We start from the raw sequence: 17,682 nt of genomic DNA on the forward strand, positions 1-17,682 counted from the left end.
GCCGTCGCCTGCGCAGTTGCACGACTGGGCGCAGCGCCTGTCGAGCGCGCGTAACCCGGTGTTGGTGCTCGGCCCGGACGTAGATGGCAGTGGCAGCAACGCGCTGGCCGTGCAACTGGCGGAAAAACTGCGCATGCCCGTCTGGGTGGCCCCTTCGGCATCGCGCTGCCCGTTCCCGACGCGTCATCCGTGTTTTCGCGGTGTGCTTCCCGCGGCGATTGCCGGGATCAGCCGTCAGTTGGCGGACCATGACGTGATTCTGGTGGTGGGCGCGCCGGTGTTTCGTTATCACCAGTTCGCCCCCGGTGATTACCTGCCAGCGGGCACGCAACTGCTGCACATCACCTGTGATCCGGGCGAGGCGGCGCGTGCGCCAATGGGCGATGCGCTGGTGGCGGATATTGCTCTGACCCTTGAAGCCCTGGTGGCCGAGGTTGCACCCGGCACGCGGGCAATGCCCCAGGCCTTGCCGCGCCCGCCAGCGGTGGTCGAGGAGGGTGGTTTGCTGCGCCCGGAAACTGTCTTTGATCTGATCGACCAACTGGCGCCTAAAGACACCATTTACGTCAAGGAGTCCACATCAACCGTTGGGGCGTTCTGGCAGCGCGTCGAAATGCGCGAGCCGGGCAGTTACTTCTTTCCGGCTGCCGGTGGCCTGGGCTTTGGCTTGCCTGCGGCGGTCGGCGTGCAACTGGCCACGCCAGAGCGGCGGGTGGTCGGCATTATTGGTGACGGCTCGGCCAATTACGGCATTACGGCGCTGTGGACGGCGGCGCAATATGGCATCCCTGTGGTGTTCATCATCCTTAAAAACGGTACGTACGGTGCCTTGCGCTGGTTTGCCGATGTATTGAGCGTCAGCGATGCGCCGGGGCTGGATGTGCCGGGCCTGGACTTTTGCGCGATTGCCCAGGGGTACGGCGTACACGCCGTGCGCACCGACACCGCCGAGCAGTTTGCCGCGGCATTTGCTGAGGCCTTGGCGGGCCAGCGCCCGGTCTTGATCGAGGTGCCGACGCTCACCATCGAGCCTTAGCAGCCCACGTCAGGCCCGAGCCTTGTCTGGGGAAACGGGCCTGATACCGCACGACAACAACAATAAAAAAAGAGGTGGTTATGAATAAAACTTCCGTCAGTGAAGTGATCGACGCCGCACCGTTTAATCGCACGCACCTGCTGATACTGATGTGGGGCTGTTTCATCATGCTGTTCGATGGCTACGACATGGTGATCTATGGCTCGGTGGTGCCGCAGTTGATGCAGGACTGGCAATTGTCTGCGATCGAAGCCGGAACCCTGGGCAGTTGCGCGCTGTTCGGCATGCTGTTCGGCGGCACCTTGATTGCGCCCTTGGCCGACCGTTTTGGACGGCGCAAGCTGATCATCCTCACCACCTTGCTGGCCAGCCTGGCGGCGTTTCTCACCGGGCACGCCACCACGCCTTTCGAGCTGGGCGCCTGCCGTCTGGTGATGGGCCTGGCCTTAGGCGCGCTGGTGCCGAGTGCGATCAACCTGATCAGCGAGTTCGCCCCCGAAGGGCGGCGCAGCACCATGATTACCGTGATGTCGAGCTTCTACTCGGTGGGCGCGGTGCTGTCGGCCTTGCTGGCGATTGCGGTGATCCCGCAGTGGGGCTGGCAGGCGGTGTTTTACGTGGCCGTCCTGCCGGTGTTGGCGGTGCCATTTATGCTGCGTTACCTGCCTGAGTCGGCGGCGTTTCTGGCCCTCAAGGGGCGCCGTGGCGAGCTCGATCAACTGTTGGTCAAAGTCGACCCGGCGTATCGCCCCGGCACTGCGTTGAGCCTGCCGGTCAATGACAAACAGACCCGCGCTGCCCGTCTGCCGCAGCTATTCAGCAAAGGTCAGGCGCTGGCCACCTTGTTGCTGTGGGTAGCATTCGCCATGTGCATGCTGATGAGCTACGGGCTCAATACCTGGTTGCCCAAGCTTATGGCGCACGGTGGTTACCCCCTGGGTTCGAGCCTCGCGTTTCTGGTGACCCTCAACGTGGGTGCCACGGTGGGCGCACTGTTCGGCGGCTGGCTGGCGGACCGTCTGGGTGTGCAGCGCACTCTGGCGTTGTTTTTCGTCCTGGCGGCACTGTCGTTGGCCGCCCTCGGCTTCAAGCCCGGCCCGATCCTGCTTAACCTGCTGTTGCTGATTGCCGGCGCAACCAACATCGGTACTCTGGCGGTGATTCATGCCTATGCTTCGATTTCTTATCCGGCGCACATCCGTTCTACCGGCGTGGGCTGGGCCGCCGGGATTGGCCGCCTCGGGGCCATTGCCGGGCCGATGCTCGGTGGCAGCCTGTTGGCGCTGGATTTGCCCTTCCAGCAGAACTTTTTGGCGTTCGCGTTGCCCGGAGTAGTAGGTGCTTTGGCCATCGTGTGCATTCACGTACGCCCCACGTCTTCCGTTACCCAAGCCTCTGAATCTGTTTAAAAGGAGCATGACATGACCCATTACAGCGATTTTCATCTGCAACCGATTGCCGGAGAGTGGCGTAAAGGCACGGGCGGCAAACACCTGCGGGTGACTAACCCGTTCGACGATTCGCTGCTGCTGGAAATCCCTCAGGCTAACCGGGCCGACCTCGACGCTGCCTATCGCAAGGCTGCCGAGGTGCAGCCGCAATGGGCTGCGCTTGGGCCTTCGGCGCGAGCGGCGGTGTTGCATGAGGTGGTGGCGGTGTTTGACCGGCGCCGCGACGAAATCATCGACTGGCTCATCCGCGAGTCCGGCAGCACCCGGCTCAAGGCGCAACTGGAATGGGGCGCGGCACGGGCCATTGCGCTGGAGTCGGCATCCTTCCCGGCGCGGGTTCACGGGCGAATCGTCGAGTCCAACGTGCCGGGTAAAGAGAGCCGGGTGTATCGCAGCGCGCTTGGCGTGGTCGGCGTTATCAGTCCATGGAACTTCCCGCTGCACTTGACCCAGCGCTCCATTGCCCCGGCGCTGGCGCTGGGCAACGCTGTGGTCATCAAACCGGCCAGCGACACCCCGGTGTGTGGCGGTTTGCTGCTGGCGCGCATCTTTGAAGAGGCCGGATTGCCGGCTGGCGTATTGAGTGTGGTGGTGGGTGCGGGCAGTGAAATTGGCGATGCGTTTGTCGAGCACCCGGTGCCGTCGCTCATCACCTTTACCGGCTCGACCCCGGTCGGTCGCGGTATTGGCGCAATCGCCAGCGGCGGCGAACACCTCAAGCACGTCGCGTTGGAGTTGGGCGGCAACAGCCCGTTTGTCGTGCTGGAAGACGCTGACCTGGAGCAGGCGGTAAATGCTGCGGTGTTTGGTAAATTCCTGCACCAGGGGCAGATCTGCATGGCGATCAACCGCATCATTATCGACGAGCGTTTGTATTCGGCCTTTGCCGAGCGTTTTGTAGAGCGGGTCAAAGGGCTCAAGGTGGGCGACCCTAACCTGCAAGACACCGTGATCGGCCCGGTCATCAACGCCAAACAGCTGCAGGGCCTGCATGAAAAGATCGAACTGGCCCGCGCTGAAGGGGCCCGTCCGCTGTTTGAAGGCGGCAGTAATGGAAACTTGATGGCGCCGCATGTCTACGGCGAAGTTACCGTCGACATGGACCTTGCCCGCAATGAAATTTTCGGCCCGCTGGTGGGGCTGATCCGTGCCCGCGACGAAGCCCATGCCCTGGAATTGGCCAACGCCACCGAATTCGGCCTTTCCAGTGCAGTCTTCAGTACCAACCTGGAACGCGCCGTCACCTTTGCCCGCAAAGTGAGAGCAGGCATGACCCACGTCAACGACATCCCGGTCAACGACGAAGCCAACGCACCTTTTGGCGGTGAAAAGAACTCAGGGCTTGGCCGTTTCAATGGTGACTGGGCGATTGACGAATTCACCCGTGACCACTGGATCAGCGTGCAACACACGCCACGGCACTACCCGTTTTAAACGCCGGGGTCCTTGTAGGAGCGAGCTTGCCTCGCGATCTTTTAAGGTCAAGAGATCGCGAGGCAAGCTCGCTCCTACAGAACCCGTAGTCGCTGCCGAGGCACGAAGGCTGCGATAAATCCCAAGGTCAAGCTCGCTCCTATCAAACATAAAATAAGTGATTGATTTTAAAGGCTTTGTAGGAGCGAGCTTGCTCGCGATCTTTTGATCTTGATCTAAGAGCCCCCCTCACCCTAGCCCTCTCCCGAAGGAGAGGGAACCGATTCGGGGATGCTGAAGATATTCGGTGGCCTGTTTGCTGCGCGACAGCGCGGCGTCGTAGACGGGGCGGTCCCTCCTACAGTGGGAATGGGGGTATTCAGGGCTTCATCGCCGGATACGATTCTTCTGCCAACTGAAGTCACTGTGAAACGTGCCGGTATCTCCCCGTAAAACATACAAAGTGGCCCTGTAGGCAGACGACAGGCGTGAGCATTGCAAACTGCGGACTTTTCGGTAAGCCCAGACCCAGCCGTGTGAGGAAGTGGCGTTCATCTTGGCAATCCTGAGTCGATAAGAACCTCATTGGACTCAGTTTAGAACTCAAGTTCCCTTGCCATGACAAACGTCATACCAATCGTCGGTTACCTCATAAAACAGGCGTAAAACCGCAGTCTGGCAAGCTCGCCTCAAGTTTTGCTAGTCTGTGTGGTAATCGCAAAGGGAGTACAGACAGCATGGAACTGAAATCACCGGACAAAAATATTCGAATTGTCGGCCTGGCAGGGATCGTCGCGGGGCTGGGAATGATAGTGGCCGGTCATGCCAGTTTCGGCACCACGCTTCTGGGCGGCGGGCTGCTGTTTCTGGCACTGCCTCTGTTCAGGACAGCGGGCAAAAAATAGGTTTTTTGCCCGCTGCAGTAGGCGCTCAAGATCAGGCCGTGACCAGTCGACGTGCGCGGAACCAGCCAATCAGTACGGCACCGATCAGCAGGAAACCCAGGTAGCCGAACAGCGGGTACACCTGACCTACCAGGCTGATAAACCCGACCAGACTACCGACAAAGGCAATTGCGCCGGCGGCGACGGAGCCGAGGCGGAACTTGTGGGTGCCGACCGGCAGCACGCGCGCGCAAAAGGAATACAGCGTGCCTACGGCCGTGTTGAGGATCATGCAAAAAATGATCACGGCCATGAGCAGCCCCAGAATAGGCGAGGCTTCAGTCGCAATCGAGAGCATCGGCATCGGCAAGTCCGCCACGCTGTCCAGGCGTGAAAGCAGCCCCAGACTCATGACCAGCATCAGCAAACCCAACAATGCACCGCCGATGATGCCGCCCATCATGGCCTGCTTCTCGGTTTTTGCGGCGCCACCCATGATCGCCAAAATGGGCACTCCGGCAACAATGTTGTAGGACACGTACAGCAAGGCGCCCAGTAACCAATGATTCGCTCCGGCCTCCTGCTCGCTGGCCAACTGGTTGAGCTCCGGGAAACTCAGGTCGCGAGTGGCGACTCCGTACAGTGCTACTCCTACTGCGGTAAGAATCAGAAAAGGAGTTGCTGCACTAATGACGCCAATGACTTTGTGCACATCCAGGCACACAACGGCCACGACGATTACGGTCACGATAATGCTGCCCAGAATCGCCGGTATGTCGAACTGCTGCTCCAACAGCGCGCCACCGCCCGCCAGCATCACCACAGTCACCGCAAACATGAAAAAGGTAATCATCAGGTCGACAAAAGTCCCAAGAAAGCGCCCGCACAGGTTATAGACCACGTCTTTGTGCGACGTGGCCTGTAATCGGCTGCCCATGCCGGCAAGTGCCATCCCGAGAAACGTAAAGAACGCGGCGCTGATCACTGCGCCCACCAGTCCCCAGACGCCGAAGCTGACGAACATCAACATCAGCTCCCGGCCTGAAGCAAATCCAGCACCGACTATCACGCCTACAAACGCTCCGGCGATTTTTAGACTTTCTTTCATGACGACTTCCCTCGATTTATTGTTTTTATGCTGGTAGCAGGCGGTGGTACTGACCTGCGGGATAGCGCATTGACAGTCGATGCCCTGGATTAACTGGCGCCTAGCCAGGCCTGAACTTCGACCTCGACATCGACCCCCAGCGCAAGCTGGGCGCCGACGGTGGAGCGCACCGGGAAGCCGTTAGGGAAATGACGCTTGTAGACCTCATTGAAACCGGTGAAGTGCTGCATGTCCGATAGCCACACCGTGGCCTTTACGACCTGATCAAAGCCCACGCCGCACTCGGCCAGTGTCTCGCTGATGCGGGTCATCACCGCTTCGGTTTGTACGCTGATATCACCGCGTACTACTTCACCCTGCGCATTCATGGACACTTGCCCGGACAGAAACAGGAAGTCACCCACGCGTATCGCCCTGGAGAAAGGGAAGGGCAGATGGCTGGGGTAGCGCTTGATCGTGTCAGACATAAGAGGACCTCTGGGTCAGGGGGATTAACGCAAACGTGCGGGGGCCAGGCGTTGTGGATCGACACCTTGGCTGCGCAATTCTTCGGGCAGGGCTTGATGGAGCAGTTGGGCGCAGGCCAGTTGTGAAACCCCGGCTGCCGACTGAATGCCATAACCGCCCTGAGCCGCCAGCCAATAGAAACCGTCCCGGTGGTTGTCCCAGCCGACGACGAGGTCTCCATCACTGACGAACGAACGCAGGCCTGCCCAGCTGTGACGTGGGCGGCGAATACTCAGCGTGGTGGCGTTTTCGATGTGGTAAATGCCGGTGGCAATGTCCAGTTCTTCCGGCATCACATCGTGTGCGGCAACGGGGTCGGCGTTGGCAGGTGAGCCCAGTAACTGGCCAGCATCCGGTTTGAAGTAGAAACTTTCGTCAATACCGATGACGGCGGGCCATTGCGAGAAATCCATGCCTTTGGGGCCGTCGAATGTGAAGGCAGTGCGCCGACAGGGTTGTAACCCAATGGGCGCTACGGCGCATTGTTGAGCTACCTGATCGGCCCAGGCGCCTGCAGCGTTCACCAGATTGTGTGCGCGTAACGCGCGGCCGTCCTTCAACAGCAGATGCCAGACAGCACCCTGACGGCTTGCAGTGCTTAGCTCAGCGTCACACTGCAACACCCCTCCGGCCTGGCGCATGGCCCGCAGAAAGCCTTGATGTAGAGCGTTTACATCCAGATCACGTGCCGCTGTTTCAAGCATGGCGCCTGCAGTGACCCGCGGGTGCAGGCAAGGCACCAGTGCCAGCGCACGTTCGGCATCGATCAATGACACATTGTCAGAGTGGGCTCGACTCGCTTCGAATGTCTGCTTGAGCAATGCCCGCTGTTCATGATTCGCGACGTACAAACAGCCCCGTGGTTCCAGCAGCGCATGCTCGGTGAAGCCTGTCGGTGGTTGCTCGTAAAAAGCCCGGCTGGCACGGGTCAATGCCTGGATTTGTGGAGTGCCGTAGGCCTCCATAAACATCGCCGCCGAGCGACCGGTCGAGTGGTATCCGGGTTGGGGTTCGCGCTCAAGCACTGCAACACTGGCATGTGCAGACAATCGCCAGGCTAGCGAGGCTCCGGCTATGCCGCCGCCGATGATGACGTAGTCAAAACATTCGTTGTCGTGCATGCCTGGATCTCCTGTTTGAAAGTGCCCTGTGATGCAGGGTTCTAAATTCTCATATAAGAGAAATGTAGGATATGAGAATTTAGCAGTCAAGCCTTCTGGGTGAGGTAATATCCAGACTCGCGCCTGGAACCAGTCCCAGACGCCTTCATTTGCCCGACAGAGAGCCTGCATGAGTTCCGATCGAGACCCTTCCTCCTCGAGCGCCACAGCCCATTCCCTGATTGACCGTACCCAGGTGGGTGCACGTCTGCGGGCGATTCGCAAAAATCAAAAATTGACCCTTAAACAACTCTCCGAGCGTTCCGGCGTCGCACTCTCGACCTTGTCGAAAATGGAATTGGCGCAAGTGTCGGTGAGTTATGAAAAATTGGCGGCTGCTGCGCGGGCGCTGAGCACGGACATCGCCCAATTGTTCAGCCTGCCCCGAGAGCACAATGACCTGTTGCAACCCACCGTGGTCAGCTCACCTCTCGATAACACGGCGGGGTACAGCACCGGCAATTACGATTACCACCCGATGGCGGGGGACTTTCCGGGGCGCCGCATGGAGCCCATGTACGTCAGGGTATTTGCCCGCGAATTGAGCCAGTTTGACGATTACATTCGCCATGCCGGTCAAGAGTTTGCTTTAGTCCTTGCCGGAAGGGTGCGCATCCAGTTCGAAACGGGCGAGTCGATCAGCATCGGTGTCCGTGAAACAGCCTATTTCAATAGCGGGGTTGGGCATATCTACCTGTCTGAAAGTGAAGACGAGGCAGATGCGCAAGTGATGGTGGTGATGTCCGAGTAGCAATTGCGAAGCCAGAGCTTGCGATGGCACCGTTAAACGGATCACACAAAGCGCAACGCACGCCGCGTACTATGGCGCCCGGGTCGTGATCTTCTGGAGAGCTGAAATGCTGTTTGTTGTTATGCTCGGGGGCAAGCATCCCCGAGCCAAAATCGAAGTTCATGACGTGGTTTTTGCCATCGCCGACAGCCTGGAAGCAACCTACCCGCAACTGCGTCAGGGCTGGTTTGGCAACCCGGCAGGTTTGCACATCGACGCCTGGATGCGCGTTGACGGCGTTGAAGGCTGGAAGGTTGAGCTGAGCCCGCTGGCACCGCTGCCAGGTTCGCCGCGTTTGTATTTCATCAACCTGGGTGGCTACGAGGCGAATACCTTTGGTGAAGCCCATCATTACCTGCTGGTGGTTGCCCAGGACAAGAACCAGGCGAAATCCAGGGCCAGACAGCACATGCTCAAACACTGGCAACAGGCCCACACCGACGCGCTGCTGGATGTGGATGATTGCTTGCCGATTGATCAGGTGAGCGGGCGCTACATTCATCTGGTTGAGGGCGAGCACCGGGGTGTGATTCAGCACAACGACTACATCGTTATTTAGCGTGTATCAGCAACAGCCGCAGCTTCTGCAGGCAATTGTTCTATCACCGCTTACTGCACAGCACGCGCTTGCCCTTGGTCATGCAACAAAAACTTTATTTTTGAGTCGAGTTCGTCCGGCGCGCTTTCTGCCGGCAGTGGCGTCGCTTTCACCGAGGCGGTGTTGTTCAGCGCCTGGCCGTCTGATTTGAAGGGGGAGATGACGAGGGGCGGGTGGGAAGGCATGCCGGTTTTTTGCGGTACGCGATTGTATGAGTACTCGATGATGCAGTTTTCTTTCTGGACGCCCTCGGGTATGTCGCGGCAAGCCTGCGCGCTGTTGTTTTTGTAGCATTTGGCGCGGTCGGCCTCTACCAGCCGGTTCTGGCAACTACTCACCGACAGCACGGCCTGCACCACCTTGGCCCAGTCAGCACCCGGCGCGACATGGGGGTCGGCGTGTGCGGCACTGGCCATCAATAAAAAGCTGACGCTCAAGGTTTTTAATGACGAGGTCGAGTTAAACATCCGGGCAGTCCATGGCGAGGGATGCGCGTATGTAACAGGGTTTTTTCAGCCGCCGCAATGCGTCTTGCATGCTGATTTGCTAGGGTGACCAACGGACTCATTTAAGGAATGACGTGATGAAAAAGGAAGTGATGACGCCCCTCGTGGCGCTTGTGTTGCCGTTGCTTTTGAGCGCATGCAGCCAGCATGTGCCCTCGGTCAGCACCTCGGCCCCTGAAGCAACGGGCGCAGCCCGGCAGTTTGTCGCCCGAGGCAACGAGCCGTTCTGGACCCTCAAGGTCAATGGCGACATCCTGGCCTGGATTACCCCGGATCATTTAGAGGGTCGGCAATTGCATGCCGACAAGGTGGTGTCGGGGGATCGCACGACCTACACCGGCACCGATCAGGGCAAGGCGTTCAGCCTGGTGATCGAGCCAAAACCCTGCACCGACTCGATGTCGGGTGAGACGTTCACCCACACGTCTACCTGGATTTATGCCGGAGAACGCAACAGCGGTTGTGCTGGCGAAGGCAACTGATTCAGGGGGGAACGCACTCGCTGTGTATCACACTGTGTACCAACCCCACGCTGATACACCCGCAGGTTGTTAACGGTCGAACGCGACACAGACCAGATACACGCCTGGCTTTAAATCTGTCTACCCGATAGCGCAAGTGATCACTCACCTGAACTTGCGCTACGGACACATTCAGTCAAGCCAGGAGATATAACAATGAAGCGCCATTACGCCGCTCTCGCCGCCACCCTCGCTCTGTCCCTCGGTGCCTTTGCCGGTGCTGCCCACGCTGATGATGCCAAACCCCAAGAGAAATGCTTCGGCGTGTCGCTGGCCGGTGCCAATGATTGTGCCGCGGGTAAAGGCACCTCGTGCGCCGGTACTGCCACAGCTGACTATCAGGGCAACGCCTGGATCCTGGTGGACAAAGGCACCTGCACCCAGATCAAAACCCCTAAAGGCTACGGCAGCCTGACGGAAAAACCGTGATTGCCGCGGCCCCGGCGGTGCTCAAGCGGTTATTGCCTGAGGCATTGCTGTTGATGGTGGCCCGTGTCGGTATCGCCTCGGTGTTCTTCATCTCGGGCCGTACCAAAGTCACCGGTTTTCTGGAACTCAAACAGTCGACTTACACCTTGTTTCGCTCGGAATACGCCTTGCCTGTGATCCCCCCGGAATGGGCGGCGCACCTGGCGGCATACGCCGAGCATGCGTTCCCGCTGTTGCTGGTGCTGGGCCTGATGACCCGCCTGTCTGCTGCTGCACTGTTGGGCATGACCCTGGTGATTGAGGTGTTTGTCTACCCCGACGCCTGGCCGACGCACCTGACCTGGGCGGGGTTGTTGTTACCGCTGTTGGCCTGCGGTGGCGGGGCCTGGTCGCTGGACAACGTGTTGCGCCGTCGGCGTGTGTGAACCCTTTAACAATAATGTTGTGGAGTGTCTTTATGCGTGTTCTGTCTTCTCTGGTCATCGCCATGGCGCTGACGGCGCCCATGCTGGCTTCGGCGGCTGAAAAGCCGCAGACGTTGCCCGGCACCGGCAAAAACGTGGTGATTGTGCCTGGCTCGTTTGTCGACGGCTCCGGCTGGCGAGTGGTGCACGACATCCTGTCCCACCAGGGCTACAAGGTCACCGTGGTGCACCAGGGCCATGAAAGCCTCGCGGCAGACGTAGCCGAAGCCCGTGAAGTGCTGGAGCAACAGGTCGGCCCGGTGGTGCTGGTAGGTCACAGTTCCGGCGGCGGGGTGATCTCGATTGCCGGGGACCGGGGCAAGGTCAGGGCGTTGGTCTACGTTTCGGCCTTGCAGCCGGAAGTGGGCGAGAACATGTCCCAGTTGTTGAACTCCATGCCTGCGCCAAGCAATGACATCAAGCAGAGCCGCGACGGCCATCTGTTTGTGGACCGCAGCAAGTTCCATGATGATTTTGCCGCTGACCTGACCACCAATCGCACCGACTTTATGGCGGCCTCGCAAGTCCCGGCCACCACCGCATTGTTCGGCGGCACCGTGTGGGACGCCGCCTGGCACAAGAAGCCGACCTACGCGGTGCTCTCTACCGAAGACCGGGCCTTGAGCCCCGATTTGCAGCGCTGGATGTACAAGCGCGCCGGTTCCAAAGTCACTGAACTAAAAGGCAGCCACTCCGTGTACATTTCCCAGCCCGAAGCGGTGGCCAAAGTGATCGAAGACGCTGCATCAGTTATTAACTAACCCAAAACACCAAAAAACACCCTGGAGACACCCCCATGAGCACTTCTTTGAAATCCCGCGTCAGCCTTGCCACTGCTGCTGCCCTGATCGCTATGGCATCCGCATCTTTTGCTACGGCCGCCAGCGCTGCCGACCAGCAGGAGAAACCTGGCCGCTGCTACGGCGTCAACAGCTGTAAAGGCGAAAGCCAGTGCGCCACGTCGAAAAACGATTGTAAAGGCCTCAATAGCTGCAAAGGCCAGGGCGTTGTGGTGAAAACCCCGTCCGAGTGCCTGAAACTGGGCGGCACCACCACCGAAGCCAAGTAACCTGCCCGGTGTAGGAGCGAGTTTGTCGCGCGTTTTTTTAAAGATCAAAAGATCGCGAGACAAGCTTGCTCCTGCGGCAATGCAGTTCACTTAAGAGCAATGCTACCCAAGGGTGGGAGCGGGCTTGCTCGCGATGCTTTTCAGAGCGCCTCATTTATTCGGCAAAAACGCGTCATCGTTAACGACCATCGCGAGCAAGCCCGCTCCCACAGAGGCCGATATCGCTTAAGTGAACAGCATTGCGTTCCTGTAGGGGATGCGTTCAACGACCTATCGATGCACTGGAGCACATCACATGGCGACATCCAATCCACGTTTCTCGGGCTATGGCCTGGGGTTGCGCAAGGAGCATTACAGCGACTTTCTTGAAACCTCGGTCGCCGTGGATTTCGTCGAAGTGATCTCCGAGAATTTTATGGTTGCAGGCGGCCAGCCACTGCACATCCTGCGCCAGATCCGTGAGCGGCACCCGGTGGCGCTGCACGGCGTGTCCATGTCCATCGGCACCGCCGAAGGGCTGGACCCTGATTACCTCAAGCGCCTCAAGTCGCTGGTAGACGCCATTGAACCGCTGTTTGTGTCCGACCATTTGAGTTGGTCGCGCACCGGCGGCTTCAACTCCCACGATTTACTGCCGCTGCCTTACACCGAAGAGGCACTGAACCTGGTCTGCGCCAATATCCATCAGGCACAGGAGGCCTTGGGCCGCACTATGCTGTTTGAAAATCCGTCCAGCTATCTGGCCTTTGCAGGCGCGTCCATGAGCGAGTGGGAATTCATTGCCGAGATGTCCAGGCGTACCGGCTGCGAGCTGCTGCTGGACGTCAATAATGTGTTTGTCAGCGCCAGCAACCACGGCTTTGATGCACTGGCGTTTCTCGACGGCATACCGGCCGAGCGCGTGCGTCAGGTGCACCTCGCGGGCCACAGCCAGGGCCCCAGCCTGTTGATTGACAGCCATGACAGCCCGGTGTGCAGCGGCGTCTGGCACTTGTACGCCAAGGCCATTGAGCGGCTGGGCCCGGTGGCCACCATGATCGAGCGTGATGATGAGATTCCACCTTTGTCCGAACTGCTCGATGAACTCGCCATCGCCCGGGCATTGGGCGCCAGCGCGGCCAAACAGCGTGCGCAGGTGCGAGCATGAACCTGGCCCGTTTGCAGCAGGAATTCCAGAACTGGCTGGTGAACGCTTCGGATGAATCCGCCGCGCTTCTGGGCAATCATGTTGCCGGTCTGGCGGTGTACCAGAACAACTACCGGGCGCAATTGGTAGGTTGCCTGGAAGGGGCGTTTCCCAACCTGCGCCAATGGCTGGGGGATGAGGCCTTTTTGGCCGCGTGCATCACCCATATCGACCGCCATCCGCCGCATGCCTGGACCCTTGATGTGTACCCTGCAGGGTTGCAAAAAACCTTGTATGAAGTCTTCCCCGACAACCCGGACGTACACGAACTGGCGTGGATCGAATGGTCACTGAGCGAAGCGTTTGTCGCCGCCGACGCTGCGCCCTTGCGGATGGAGGCGCTGGCCTCGGTGGACTGGGACACCGCGCGCCTGCAACTGGCGCCGTCGCTGAGCAGCCATGCCTTGACCACCAATGCTGAAGCCATCTGGTCGGCCTTGTGGCAGCAAACCCCGCCGCCCGAAGCCACGATGCTGGCCGAGGCAGGCGGGTTGCTGGTGTGGCGTCGTCAATACACCTCACGTCTGCGCCAGGTCGACGCGCTGGAACTGCACGCACTGCAGCACCTGCAACACGACGGGAGTTTTGCCGGGTTGTGCGATTTCTTGGTTGAACGTCTGGGCGAAGATGAGGGGATAGGCCGGGCCGGTGAGCTATTGGCTGGCTGGATTGGCAGTGAATTAATCGTCGGGGTGATCAGCGACTAATAACGGCGTCGGAGCGAGTTGCGCTCACGATCTTTTGATCTTGATCTAAGAGCCCCCCTCACCCTAGCCCTCTCCCGAAGGAGAGGGAACCGATTGGGGGATGCTGAAGATATTCGCTGTCCTGTTTGCTGCGCGACAGCGCGGCGTTGAAGACGGGGCGGCCACTCCTGCGGTTAGCTGCGCTCGATGGCCAGGGCCACGCCCTGACCGCCGCCGATGCACAAGGTCGCGAGGCCTTTTTTGGCGTCACGCTTGATCATTTCGTGCAGCAACGACACCAGCACGCGGCAGCCTGATGCGCCAATCGGGTGGCCCAGGGCAATGGCGCCGCCATTGACGTTGACCTTGTCCATGTCCCATTCCAGCTCTTTGCTCACCGCCAGGGCTTGCGCGGCGAAGGCTTCGTTGGCTTCGATCAGGTCCAGTTGGTCGAGGCTCCAGCCGGCTTTTTTCAAGCAGGTGCGGGTTGCCGACACCGGGCCGATGCCCATGATGGCCGGGTCGACACCGGCGTTGGCGTAACCGGCGATCCGGGCCAGCACAGGCAGGCCCAGGGCTTTGGCCTTATCGGCGCTCATCAGCACCACGGCGGCAGCGCCGTCGTTGATGGTCGAGGAGTTGCCAGCGGTGACGCTGCCGTCTTTTTTGAACGCAGGCTTGAGTTTGCTCAAGGCCTCGGCGGTGATGCCGTCGCGCGGTTGTTCATCGACCTTGAACGAAATCGGCTCGCCTTTGCGCTGAGGAATCTGGATGGGGGTGATCTCGTCGGCAAAGCGCCCGGACTCGATGGCCGCAATGGCTTTTTGTTGCGATGCGGCGGCGAAGGCGTCCTGTTGCTCGCGGGTCAGATGGTATTTGTCCACCAGGTTCTCGGCGGTGATGCCCATGTGGTAATCGTTGAACGCGTCCATCAGGCCGTCTTGCAGCATGCTGTCGAGCATTTTGGCGTGGCCCATGCGCAGGCCGGTGCGTGCGGCCGGCAGTACGTACGGCGCCAGGCTCATGCTTTCCATGCCTCCGGCGATGATGACTTCGGCATCGCCGCAGCGAATTGCCTGGGTGGCCAGATGCAGCGCCTTGAGGCCCGAACCGCAAAGTTTGTTCAGGGTCAGTGCCGGTACGGCATGGGGCAGACCGGCGAGGATCGACGCCTGACGCGCCGGGTTCTGGCCGCAGCCCGCAGTGAGCACCTGGCCGAGGATCACTTCGTCAACCTGCTCGCCTTTGAGACCGGTGGTTTCCAGCAGTTGACGAATGACGGCAGCGCCGAGTTCGGCAGCCGGAATGTTGGCCAGCGCGCCCTGAAAACTGCCAATGGCCGTGCGGGTGGCGGCAACAATGACGACTTCTTGCATGACTTCTCTCCTTAAATTGTGGCGGATCAGGCGAACTGCATTTCCGGGACGTGGTCCGGGACGATCAATTTACCGGCTGTTTTGCTGACGATTTCTTCAACGCTGACGCCGGGCGCCCGCTCTTTGAGGATGAAGGCGCCGTCTTCGATTTCCAGGTAGGCCAGGTCAGTCAGCACCCGCTTGATGCACCCGGCACCGGTCAGCGGCAGGCTGCAGCGCGACAGCAGTTTGGATTCGCCGTCTTTGGAGGCGTGGGTCATGGTGACGATGATGTTGTCGGCACCGGCCACCAGGTCCATCGCGCCGCCCATGCCCTTGACCAGCTTGCCGGGGATCATCCACGAGGCGATGTTGCCGTGCACGTCGACCTCAAAGGCGCCCAGCACCGTGAGGTCAATGTGGCCGCCGCGTATCATCGCGAACGACTCGGCAGACGAGAAAATCGACGCGCCGGTGCGGGCGGTGACGGTTTGTTTGCCGGCGTTGATCATGTCGGCATCGGCTTCACCCTTGCGCGGGAAGGCGCCCATGCCAAGCAGGCCGTTTTCCGATTGCAGCATGACTTCCATGCCGTCGGGGATGTAGTTGGCAACCAGGGTCGGGATGCCGATGCCGAGGTTCACGTAGAAGCCGTCCTGCATTTCGCGGGCGACGCGCTGAGCCATTTGTTCGCGGGTAAGGGCCATTATTATTCTCCGTGCTCTGAATCCAGAGCTTAAGGCTGGGGGCAGGGGATCAAGAGCGCTCAGTGAGCTGTTCGATACGTTTTTCAAACGTGCCGCAAATGATCCGGTCGACGTAGATGCCAGGGGTGTGGATCTGCGCCGGGTCCAGCTCGCCGGGTTCAACAATTTCTTCGACTTCAACCACGGTGATCTTGCCTGCCGTAGCGGCCAGCGGGTTGAAGTTTTGCGCGGTGTGGCGGTAGATCACGTTACCGAAATGGTCGGCTTTCCAGCCTTTGACAATGGCAAAGTCGCCGGTGATGGACTCTTCCATCAGGTAGTCGCGGCCTTTGAATTGGCGGGTTTCCTTGCCTTCCGCGACCGGAGTGCCTACGCCTGTGGCAGTGAAAAACGCCGGGATGCCCGCACCGCCTGCGCGCATTTTTTCTGCGAGGGTGCCTTGGGGGGTCAGTTCGACTTCGATTTCGCCGCTGAGCAGTTGCTTCTCGAACAGCGCGTTTTCACCCACGTAGGAGGCGATCACTTTGCTGATCTGGCGGTCTTCAAGGAGGATGCCAAGGCCGAAACCGTCGACGCCACAGTTGTTGGACACCACGGTCAGATCACGGGTGCCTTTGCGTTTGATCTCGTTGATCAGGTTCTCGGGGATGCCGCACAGACCAAAACCGCCTGAAATCACGGTCATGCCATCTTCGAGCCCGGCCAGCGCTTCCTCGTAGGACGCTACGCGCTTATCAAAACCTGCCATATGCACCTCTTTTATTATTGATGGGTGATGGTGTGTCGAATGGTACGAGTGTTACTCCACTGGATTGATTTGTTAAATTGATTTTTGCGGTTGATTGATAGATAAATCGAAATAATCAAACACGAGAGCACGCCCATGACGGTGAAACAGATCCGCGCCTTCCTTGCCGTGGCGCAAAGCCTGAGCTTTGCCGTGGCCTGCGAGCGCCTGCATTTATCGCAATCGGCCTTGAGCCTGACCATCAAGGCGCTGGAAGAAGGGCTGGGCGGCCGCCTGTTCAGCCGCACCACGCGCAACGTGGCCCTGACCCCCGAAGGTCAGGCGCTGTTGCCGCGGGCGCGAAAGCTGGTGGCGGACTGGGACAACGCAGAAGACGAAATGCGCCAACTGTTCACCTTGCAACGTGGACGGGTGACGTTGGCGGCGATTCCGTCGTTTGCCTGCAACCTGCTGCCGCCCATCCTCAAGCATTTTCGCCTGCGCTATCCCAAGCTCAATGTCACGGTCAACGACGTCATCAACGAGCAGGTGCTGGAAATGGTCCGTGATCGCCAGGTTGAACTGGGGGTCGCGTTTGAGCCGGCGCCGGGGTCATCACTGACATTCACCCCGTTGTACATCGACCGTTTTGTGGCGGTGGTGCCCAGTGACAGCCCGCTGGCGAATGCCACGGTGATTGACTGGAAAACCTTGCTGGAGCAGCCATTTATCACCCTGCAACGGCCGTCGGCGGTGCGGGTGCTGCTGGAGGAACATTTGCAGGCGCGGCAGATGAAATTGCCGGTGGAGTTCGAAAGCCATCAACTGGCTACCGTCGGGCGCATGGTCGCCAGCGGGTTGGGCGTGAGCGCTGTTCCGGCCCTGTGCGTCGAGCAAATGCGCGAGTTGGGCGCGCGTTGCATCACCTTGCATGAGCCTATCGTCGAGCGGGCGATGGGTGTGCTGACCAAGCCGGGGCATGAACTGTCAGCGGCCGCGCAGGCACTGTTCGACAGCCTGCAGGATGAGTGGAAATCTGCCCTGTAGGAGCGAGCTTGTCTCGCGATCTTTTGATCTTGAAAAGA

21 protein-coding genes are annotated in these 17,682 nt (G+C 59.6%); 14 read left to right on the forward strand and 7 right to left on the reverse strand.

Features of this window, described 5'->3' with window-relative positions; genetic code table 11:
• The 4 genes from GHO25_RS14830 to GHO25_RS14845 all read left to right on the forward strand — a co-directional run.
• The coding region (locus tag GHO25_RS14830) for a thiamine pyrophosphate-dependent enzyme (RefSeq protein WP_153391105.1) at positions 1–1,036 on the forward strand (1,036 nt) is incomplete at its 5' end.
• A gap of 80 nt (positions 1,037–1,116) precedes the next feature.
• Positions 1,117–2,445 carry an aromatic acid/H+ symport family MFS transporter gene (locus GHO25_RS14835; RefSeq protein ID WP_153391106.1) on the forward strand — a complete coding sequence of 443 codons (1,329 nt, stop codon included), beginning with the start codon at positions 1,117–1,119 and terminating at the stop codon, positions 2,443–2,445.
• Positions 2,446–2,457: 12 nt separating this feature from the next.
• The gene (locus GHO25_RS14840; protein WP_153391107.1) at positions 2,458–3,921 is read left to right on the forward strand and encodes an aldehyde dehydrogenase family protein; all 1,464 of its coding nucleotides are present in this window, start codon (positions 2,458–2,460) and stop codon (positions 3,919–3,921) included.
• A gap of 716 nt (positions 3,922–4,637) precedes the next feature.
• A complete protein-coding gene (locus tag GHO25_RS14845) occupies positions 4,638–4,805 on the forward strand; it encodes a hypothetical protein (protein ID WP_153326517.1) in 168 nt (55 codons plus the stop codon).
• A gap of 31 nt (positions 4,806–4,836) precedes the next feature.
• Here GHO25_RS14845 and GHO25_RS14850 read toward each other — a convergent pair whose 3' ends face one another.
• From GHO25_RS14850 to GHO25_RS14860, 3 genes are all read right to left on the reverse strand, one after another.
• The gene (locus GHO25_RS14850; RefSeq protein ID WP_048369247.1) at positions 4,837–5,892 is read right to left on the reverse strand and encodes a membrane protein; all 1,056 of its coding nucleotides are present in this window, start codon (positions 5,890–5,892) and stop codon (positions 4,837–4,839) included.
• An 89-nt stretch (positions 5,893–5,981) separates the two neighbouring features.
• Positions 5,982–6,359: a RidA family protein gene (locus GHO25_RS14855; protein WP_153391108.1), complete on the reverse strand. Its 378-nt coding sequence runs from the start codon at positions 6,357–6,359 to the stop codon at positions 5,982–5,984.
• A gap of 24 nt (positions 6,360–6,383) precedes the next feature.
• A complete protein-coding gene (locus GHO25_RS14860) occupies positions 6,384–7,520 on the reverse strand; it encodes an FAD-binding oxidoreductase (protein WP_048369245.1) in 1,137 nt (378 codons plus the stop codon).
• A 169-nt stretch (positions 7,521–7,689) separates the two neighbouring features.
• Between GHO25_RS14860 and GHO25_RS14865 the strand changes: the two genes are divergently transcribed.
• On the forward strand, positions 7,690–8,310 hold the full coding sequence (locus GHO25_RS14865; protein WP_048369244.1) for a helix-turn-helix domain-containing protein: 621 nt from the start codon (positions 7,690–7,692) through the stop codon (positions 8,308–8,310).
• Between the two features lie 106 nt (positions 8,311–8,416).
• Entirely contained in the window at positions 8,417–8,908 is a 492-nt protein-coding gene (locus tag GHO25_RS14870) for a DUF1543 domain-containing protein (protein WP_123752089.1), read from the forward strand.
• A 50-nt stretch (positions 8,909–8,958) separates the two neighbouring features.
• Here the strand turns inward: GHO25_RS14870 and GHO25_RS14875 are convergent, their stop codons facing one another.
• A complete protein-coding gene (locus GHO25_RS14875; protein WP_153391109.1) occupies positions 8,959–9,414 on the reverse strand; it encodes a hypothetical protein in 456 nt (151 codons plus the stop codon).
• A gap of 116 nt (positions 9,415–9,530) precedes the next feature.
• Here GHO25_RS14875 and GHO25_RS14880 point away from each other — a divergent pair, with 116 nt between their 5' ends.
• The 7 genes from GHO25_RS14880 to GHO25_RS14910 all read left to right on the forward strand — a co-directional run bounded on the left by GHO25_RS14880 (position 9,531) and on the right by GHO25_RS14910 (position 13,829).
• Positions 9,531–9,935 carry a COG3650 family protein gene (locus tag GHO25_RS14880; RefSeq protein WP_153391110.1) on the forward strand — a complete coding sequence of 135 codons (405 nt, stop codon included), beginning with the start codon at positions 9,531–9,533 and terminating at the stop codon, positions 9,933–9,935.
• Between the two features lie 195 nt (positions 9,936–10,130).
• Positions 10,131–10,403 (forward strand): DUF2282 domain-containing protein, encoded by a 273-nt coding sequence (locus tag GHO25_RS14885; protein ID WP_048369240.1) that lies wholly within the window; start codon positions 10,131–10,133, stop codon positions 10,401–10,403.
• 53 nt (positions 10,404–10,456) lie between these two features.
• Positions 10,457–10,828 carry a DoxX family protein gene (locus GHO25_RS14890; protein WP_153326543.1) on the forward strand — a complete coding sequence of 124 codons (372 nt, stop codon included), beginning with the start codon at positions 10,457–10,459 and terminating at the stop codon, positions 10,826–10,828.
• Positions 10,829–10,860: 32 nt separating this feature from the next.
• Positions 10,861–11,628, forward strand: coding sequence for an alpha/beta fold hydrolase (locus GHO25_RS14895; protein WP_153326507.1), 768 nt, complete (start codon positions 10,861–10,863; stop codon positions 11,626–11,628).
• A gap of 35 nt (positions 11,629–11,663) precedes the next feature.
• A complete protein-coding gene (locus GHO25_RS14900) occupies positions 11,664–11,936 on the forward strand; it encodes a hypothetical protein (RefSeq protein WP_048369237.1) in 273 nt (90 codons plus the stop codon).
• Positions 11,937–12,231: 295 nt separating this feature from the next.
• A complete protein-coding gene (locus GHO25_RS14905) occupies positions 12,232–13,083 on the forward strand; it encodes a DUF692 domain-containing protein (RefSeq protein WP_153326505.1) in 852 nt (283 codons plus the stop codon).
• Positions 13,080–13,829: a DNA-binding domain-containing protein gene (locus GHO25_RS14910; protein ID WP_153391111.1), complete on the forward strand. Its 750-nt coding sequence runs from the start codon at positions 13,080–13,082 to the stop codon at positions 13,827–13,829. Before GHO25_RS14905 ends, GHO25_RS14910 begins: the two co-directional genes overlap by 4 nt.
• A 173-nt stretch (positions 13,830–14,002) precedes the next feature.
• Here the strand turns inward: GHO25_RS14910 and GHO25_RS14915 are convergent, their stop codons facing one another.
• Genes GHO25_RS14915 through GHO25_RS14925 form a run of 3 tightly spaced genes read right to left on the reverse strand, consistent with a single transcriptional unit; the run spans position 14,003 to position 16,618 of the window.
• Positions 14,003–15,184, reverse strand: a complete 1,182-nt coding sequence (locus GHO25_RS14915) for an acetyl-CoA C-acetyltransferase (RefSeq protein ID WP_153391112.1) — start codon at positions 15,182–15,184, stop codon at positions 14,003–14,005.
• A 26-nt stretch (positions 15,185–15,210) separates the two neighbouring features.
• Positions 15,211–15,870 (reverse strand): CoA transferase subunit B, encoded by a 660-nt coding sequence (locus tag GHO25_RS14920; protein ID WP_048369231.1) that lies wholly within the window; start codon positions 15,868–15,870, stop codon positions 15,211–15,213.
• 49 nt (positions 15,871–15,919) lie between these two features.
• Entirely contained in the window at positions 15,920–16,618 is a 699-nt protein-coding gene (locus GHO25_RS14925; protein ID WP_153391113.1) for a CoA transferase subunit A, read from the reverse strand.
• A gap of 135 nt (positions 16,619–16,753) precedes the next feature.
• On the opposite strand from GHO25_RS14925, the gene GHO25_RS14930 reads away from it, so the two are divergent.
• Complete coding sequence (locus GHO25_RS14930) at positions 16,754–17,644, forward strand: LysR family transcriptional regulator (RefSeq protein ID WP_153331772.1); 891 nt, start codon at positions 16,754–16,756, stop codon at positions 17,642–17,644.
• Positions 17,645–17,682 lie beyond the last annotated feature (38 nt).

It is taken from the genome of Pseudomonas sp. FSL R10-1350, from assembly GCF_009600525.1.
Taxonomy (GTDB): domain Bacteria; phylum Pseudomonadota; class Gammaproteobacteria; order Pseudomonadales; family Pseudomonadaceae; genus Aquipseudomonas; species Aquipseudomonas helleri.

What these genes read in the sequence shown, in the direction of transcription:
- GHO25_RS14930 (WP_153331772.1), top strand. Translation starts at nt 16,754, where the DNA reads ATGACGGTGAAACAGATCCGCGCCTTCCTTGCCGTGGCGCAAAGCCTG.
- GHO25_RS14850 (WP_048369247.1), bottom strand. Translation starts at nt 5,892, where the DNA reads ATGAAAGAAAGTCTAAAAATCGCCGGAGCGTTTGTAGGCGTGATAGTC.
- GHO25_RS14860 (WP_048369245.1), bottom strand. Translation starts at nt 7,520, where the DNA reads ATGCACGACAACGAATGTTTTGACTACGTCATCATCGGCGGCGGCATA.
- GHO25_RS14905 (WP_153326505.1), top strand. Translation starts at nt 12,232, where the DNA reads ATGGCGACATCCAATCCACGTTTCTCGGGCTATGGCCTGGGGTTGCGC.
- GHO25_RS14925 (WP_153391113.1), bottom strand. Translation starts at nt 16,618, where the DNA reads ATGGCAGGTTTTGATAAGCGCGTAGCGTCCTACGAGGAAGCGCTGGCC.
- GHO25_RS14835 (WP_153391106.1), top strand. Translation starts at nt 1,117, where the DNA reads ATGAATAAAACTTCCGTCAGTGAAGTGATCGACGCCGCACCGTTTAAT.
- GHO25_RS14885 (WP_048369240.1), top strand. Translation starts at nt 10,131, where the DNA reads ATGAAGCGCCATTACGCCGCTCTCGCCGCCACCCTCGCTCTGTCCCTC.
- GHO25_RS14855 (WP_153391108.1), bottom strand. Translation starts at nt 6,359, where the DNA reads ATGTCTGACACGATCAAGCGCTACCCCAGCCATCTGCCCTTCCCTTTC.
- GHO25_RS14920 (WP_048369231.1), bottom strand. Translation starts at nt 15,870, where the DNA reads ATGGCCCTTACCCGCGAACAAATGGCTCAGCGCGTCGCCCGCGAAATG.
- GHO25_RS14910 (WP_153391111.1), top strand. Translation starts at nt 13,080, where the DNA reads ATGAACCTGGCCCGTTTGCAGCAGGAATTCCAGAACTGGCTGGTGAAC.
- GHO25_RS14875 (WP_153391109.1), bottom strand. Translation starts at nt 9,414, where the DNA reads ATGTTTAACTCGACCTCGTCATTAAAAACCTTGAGCGTCAGCTTTTTA.
- GHO25_RS14880 (WP_153391110.1), top strand. Translation starts at nt 9,531, where the DNA reads ATGAAAAAGGAAGTGATGACGCCCCTCGTGGCGCTTGTGTTGCCGTTG.
- GHO25_RS14845 (WP_153326517.1), top strand. Translation starts at nt 4,638, where the DNA reads ATGGAACTGAAATCACCGGACAAAAATATTCGAATTGTCGGCCTGGCA.
- GHO25_RS14870 (WP_123752089.1), top strand. Translation starts at nt 8,417, where the DNA reads ATGCTGTTTGTTGTTATGCTCGGGGGCAAGCATCCCCGAGCCAAAATC.
- GHO25_RS14900 (WP_048369237.1), top strand. Translation starts at nt 11,664, where the DNA reads ATGAGCACTTCTTTGAAATCCCGCGTCAGCCTTGCCACTGCTGCTGCC.
- GHO25_RS14840 (WP_153391107.1), top strand. Translation starts at nt 2,458, where the DNA reads ATGACCCATTACAGCGATTTTCATCTGCAACCGATTGCCGGAGAGTGG.
- GHO25_RS14915 (WP_153391112.1), bottom strand. Translation starts at nt 15,184, where the DNA reads ATGCAAGAAGTCGTCATTGTTGCCGCCACCCGCACGGCCATTGGCAGT.
- GHO25_RS14895 (WP_153326507.1), top strand. Translation starts at nt 10,861, where the DNA reads ATGCGTGTTCTGTCTTCTCTGGTCATCGCCATGGCGCTGACGGCGCCC.
- GHO25_RS14865 (WP_048369244.1), top strand. Translation starts at nt 7,690, where the DNA reads ATGAGTTCCGATCGAGACCCTTCCTCCTCGAGCGCCACAGCCCATTCC.
- GHO25_RS14890 (WP_153326543.1), top strand. Translation starts at nt 10,457, where the DNA reads ATGGTGGCCCGTGTCGGTATCGCCTCGGTGTTCTTCATCTCGGGCCGT.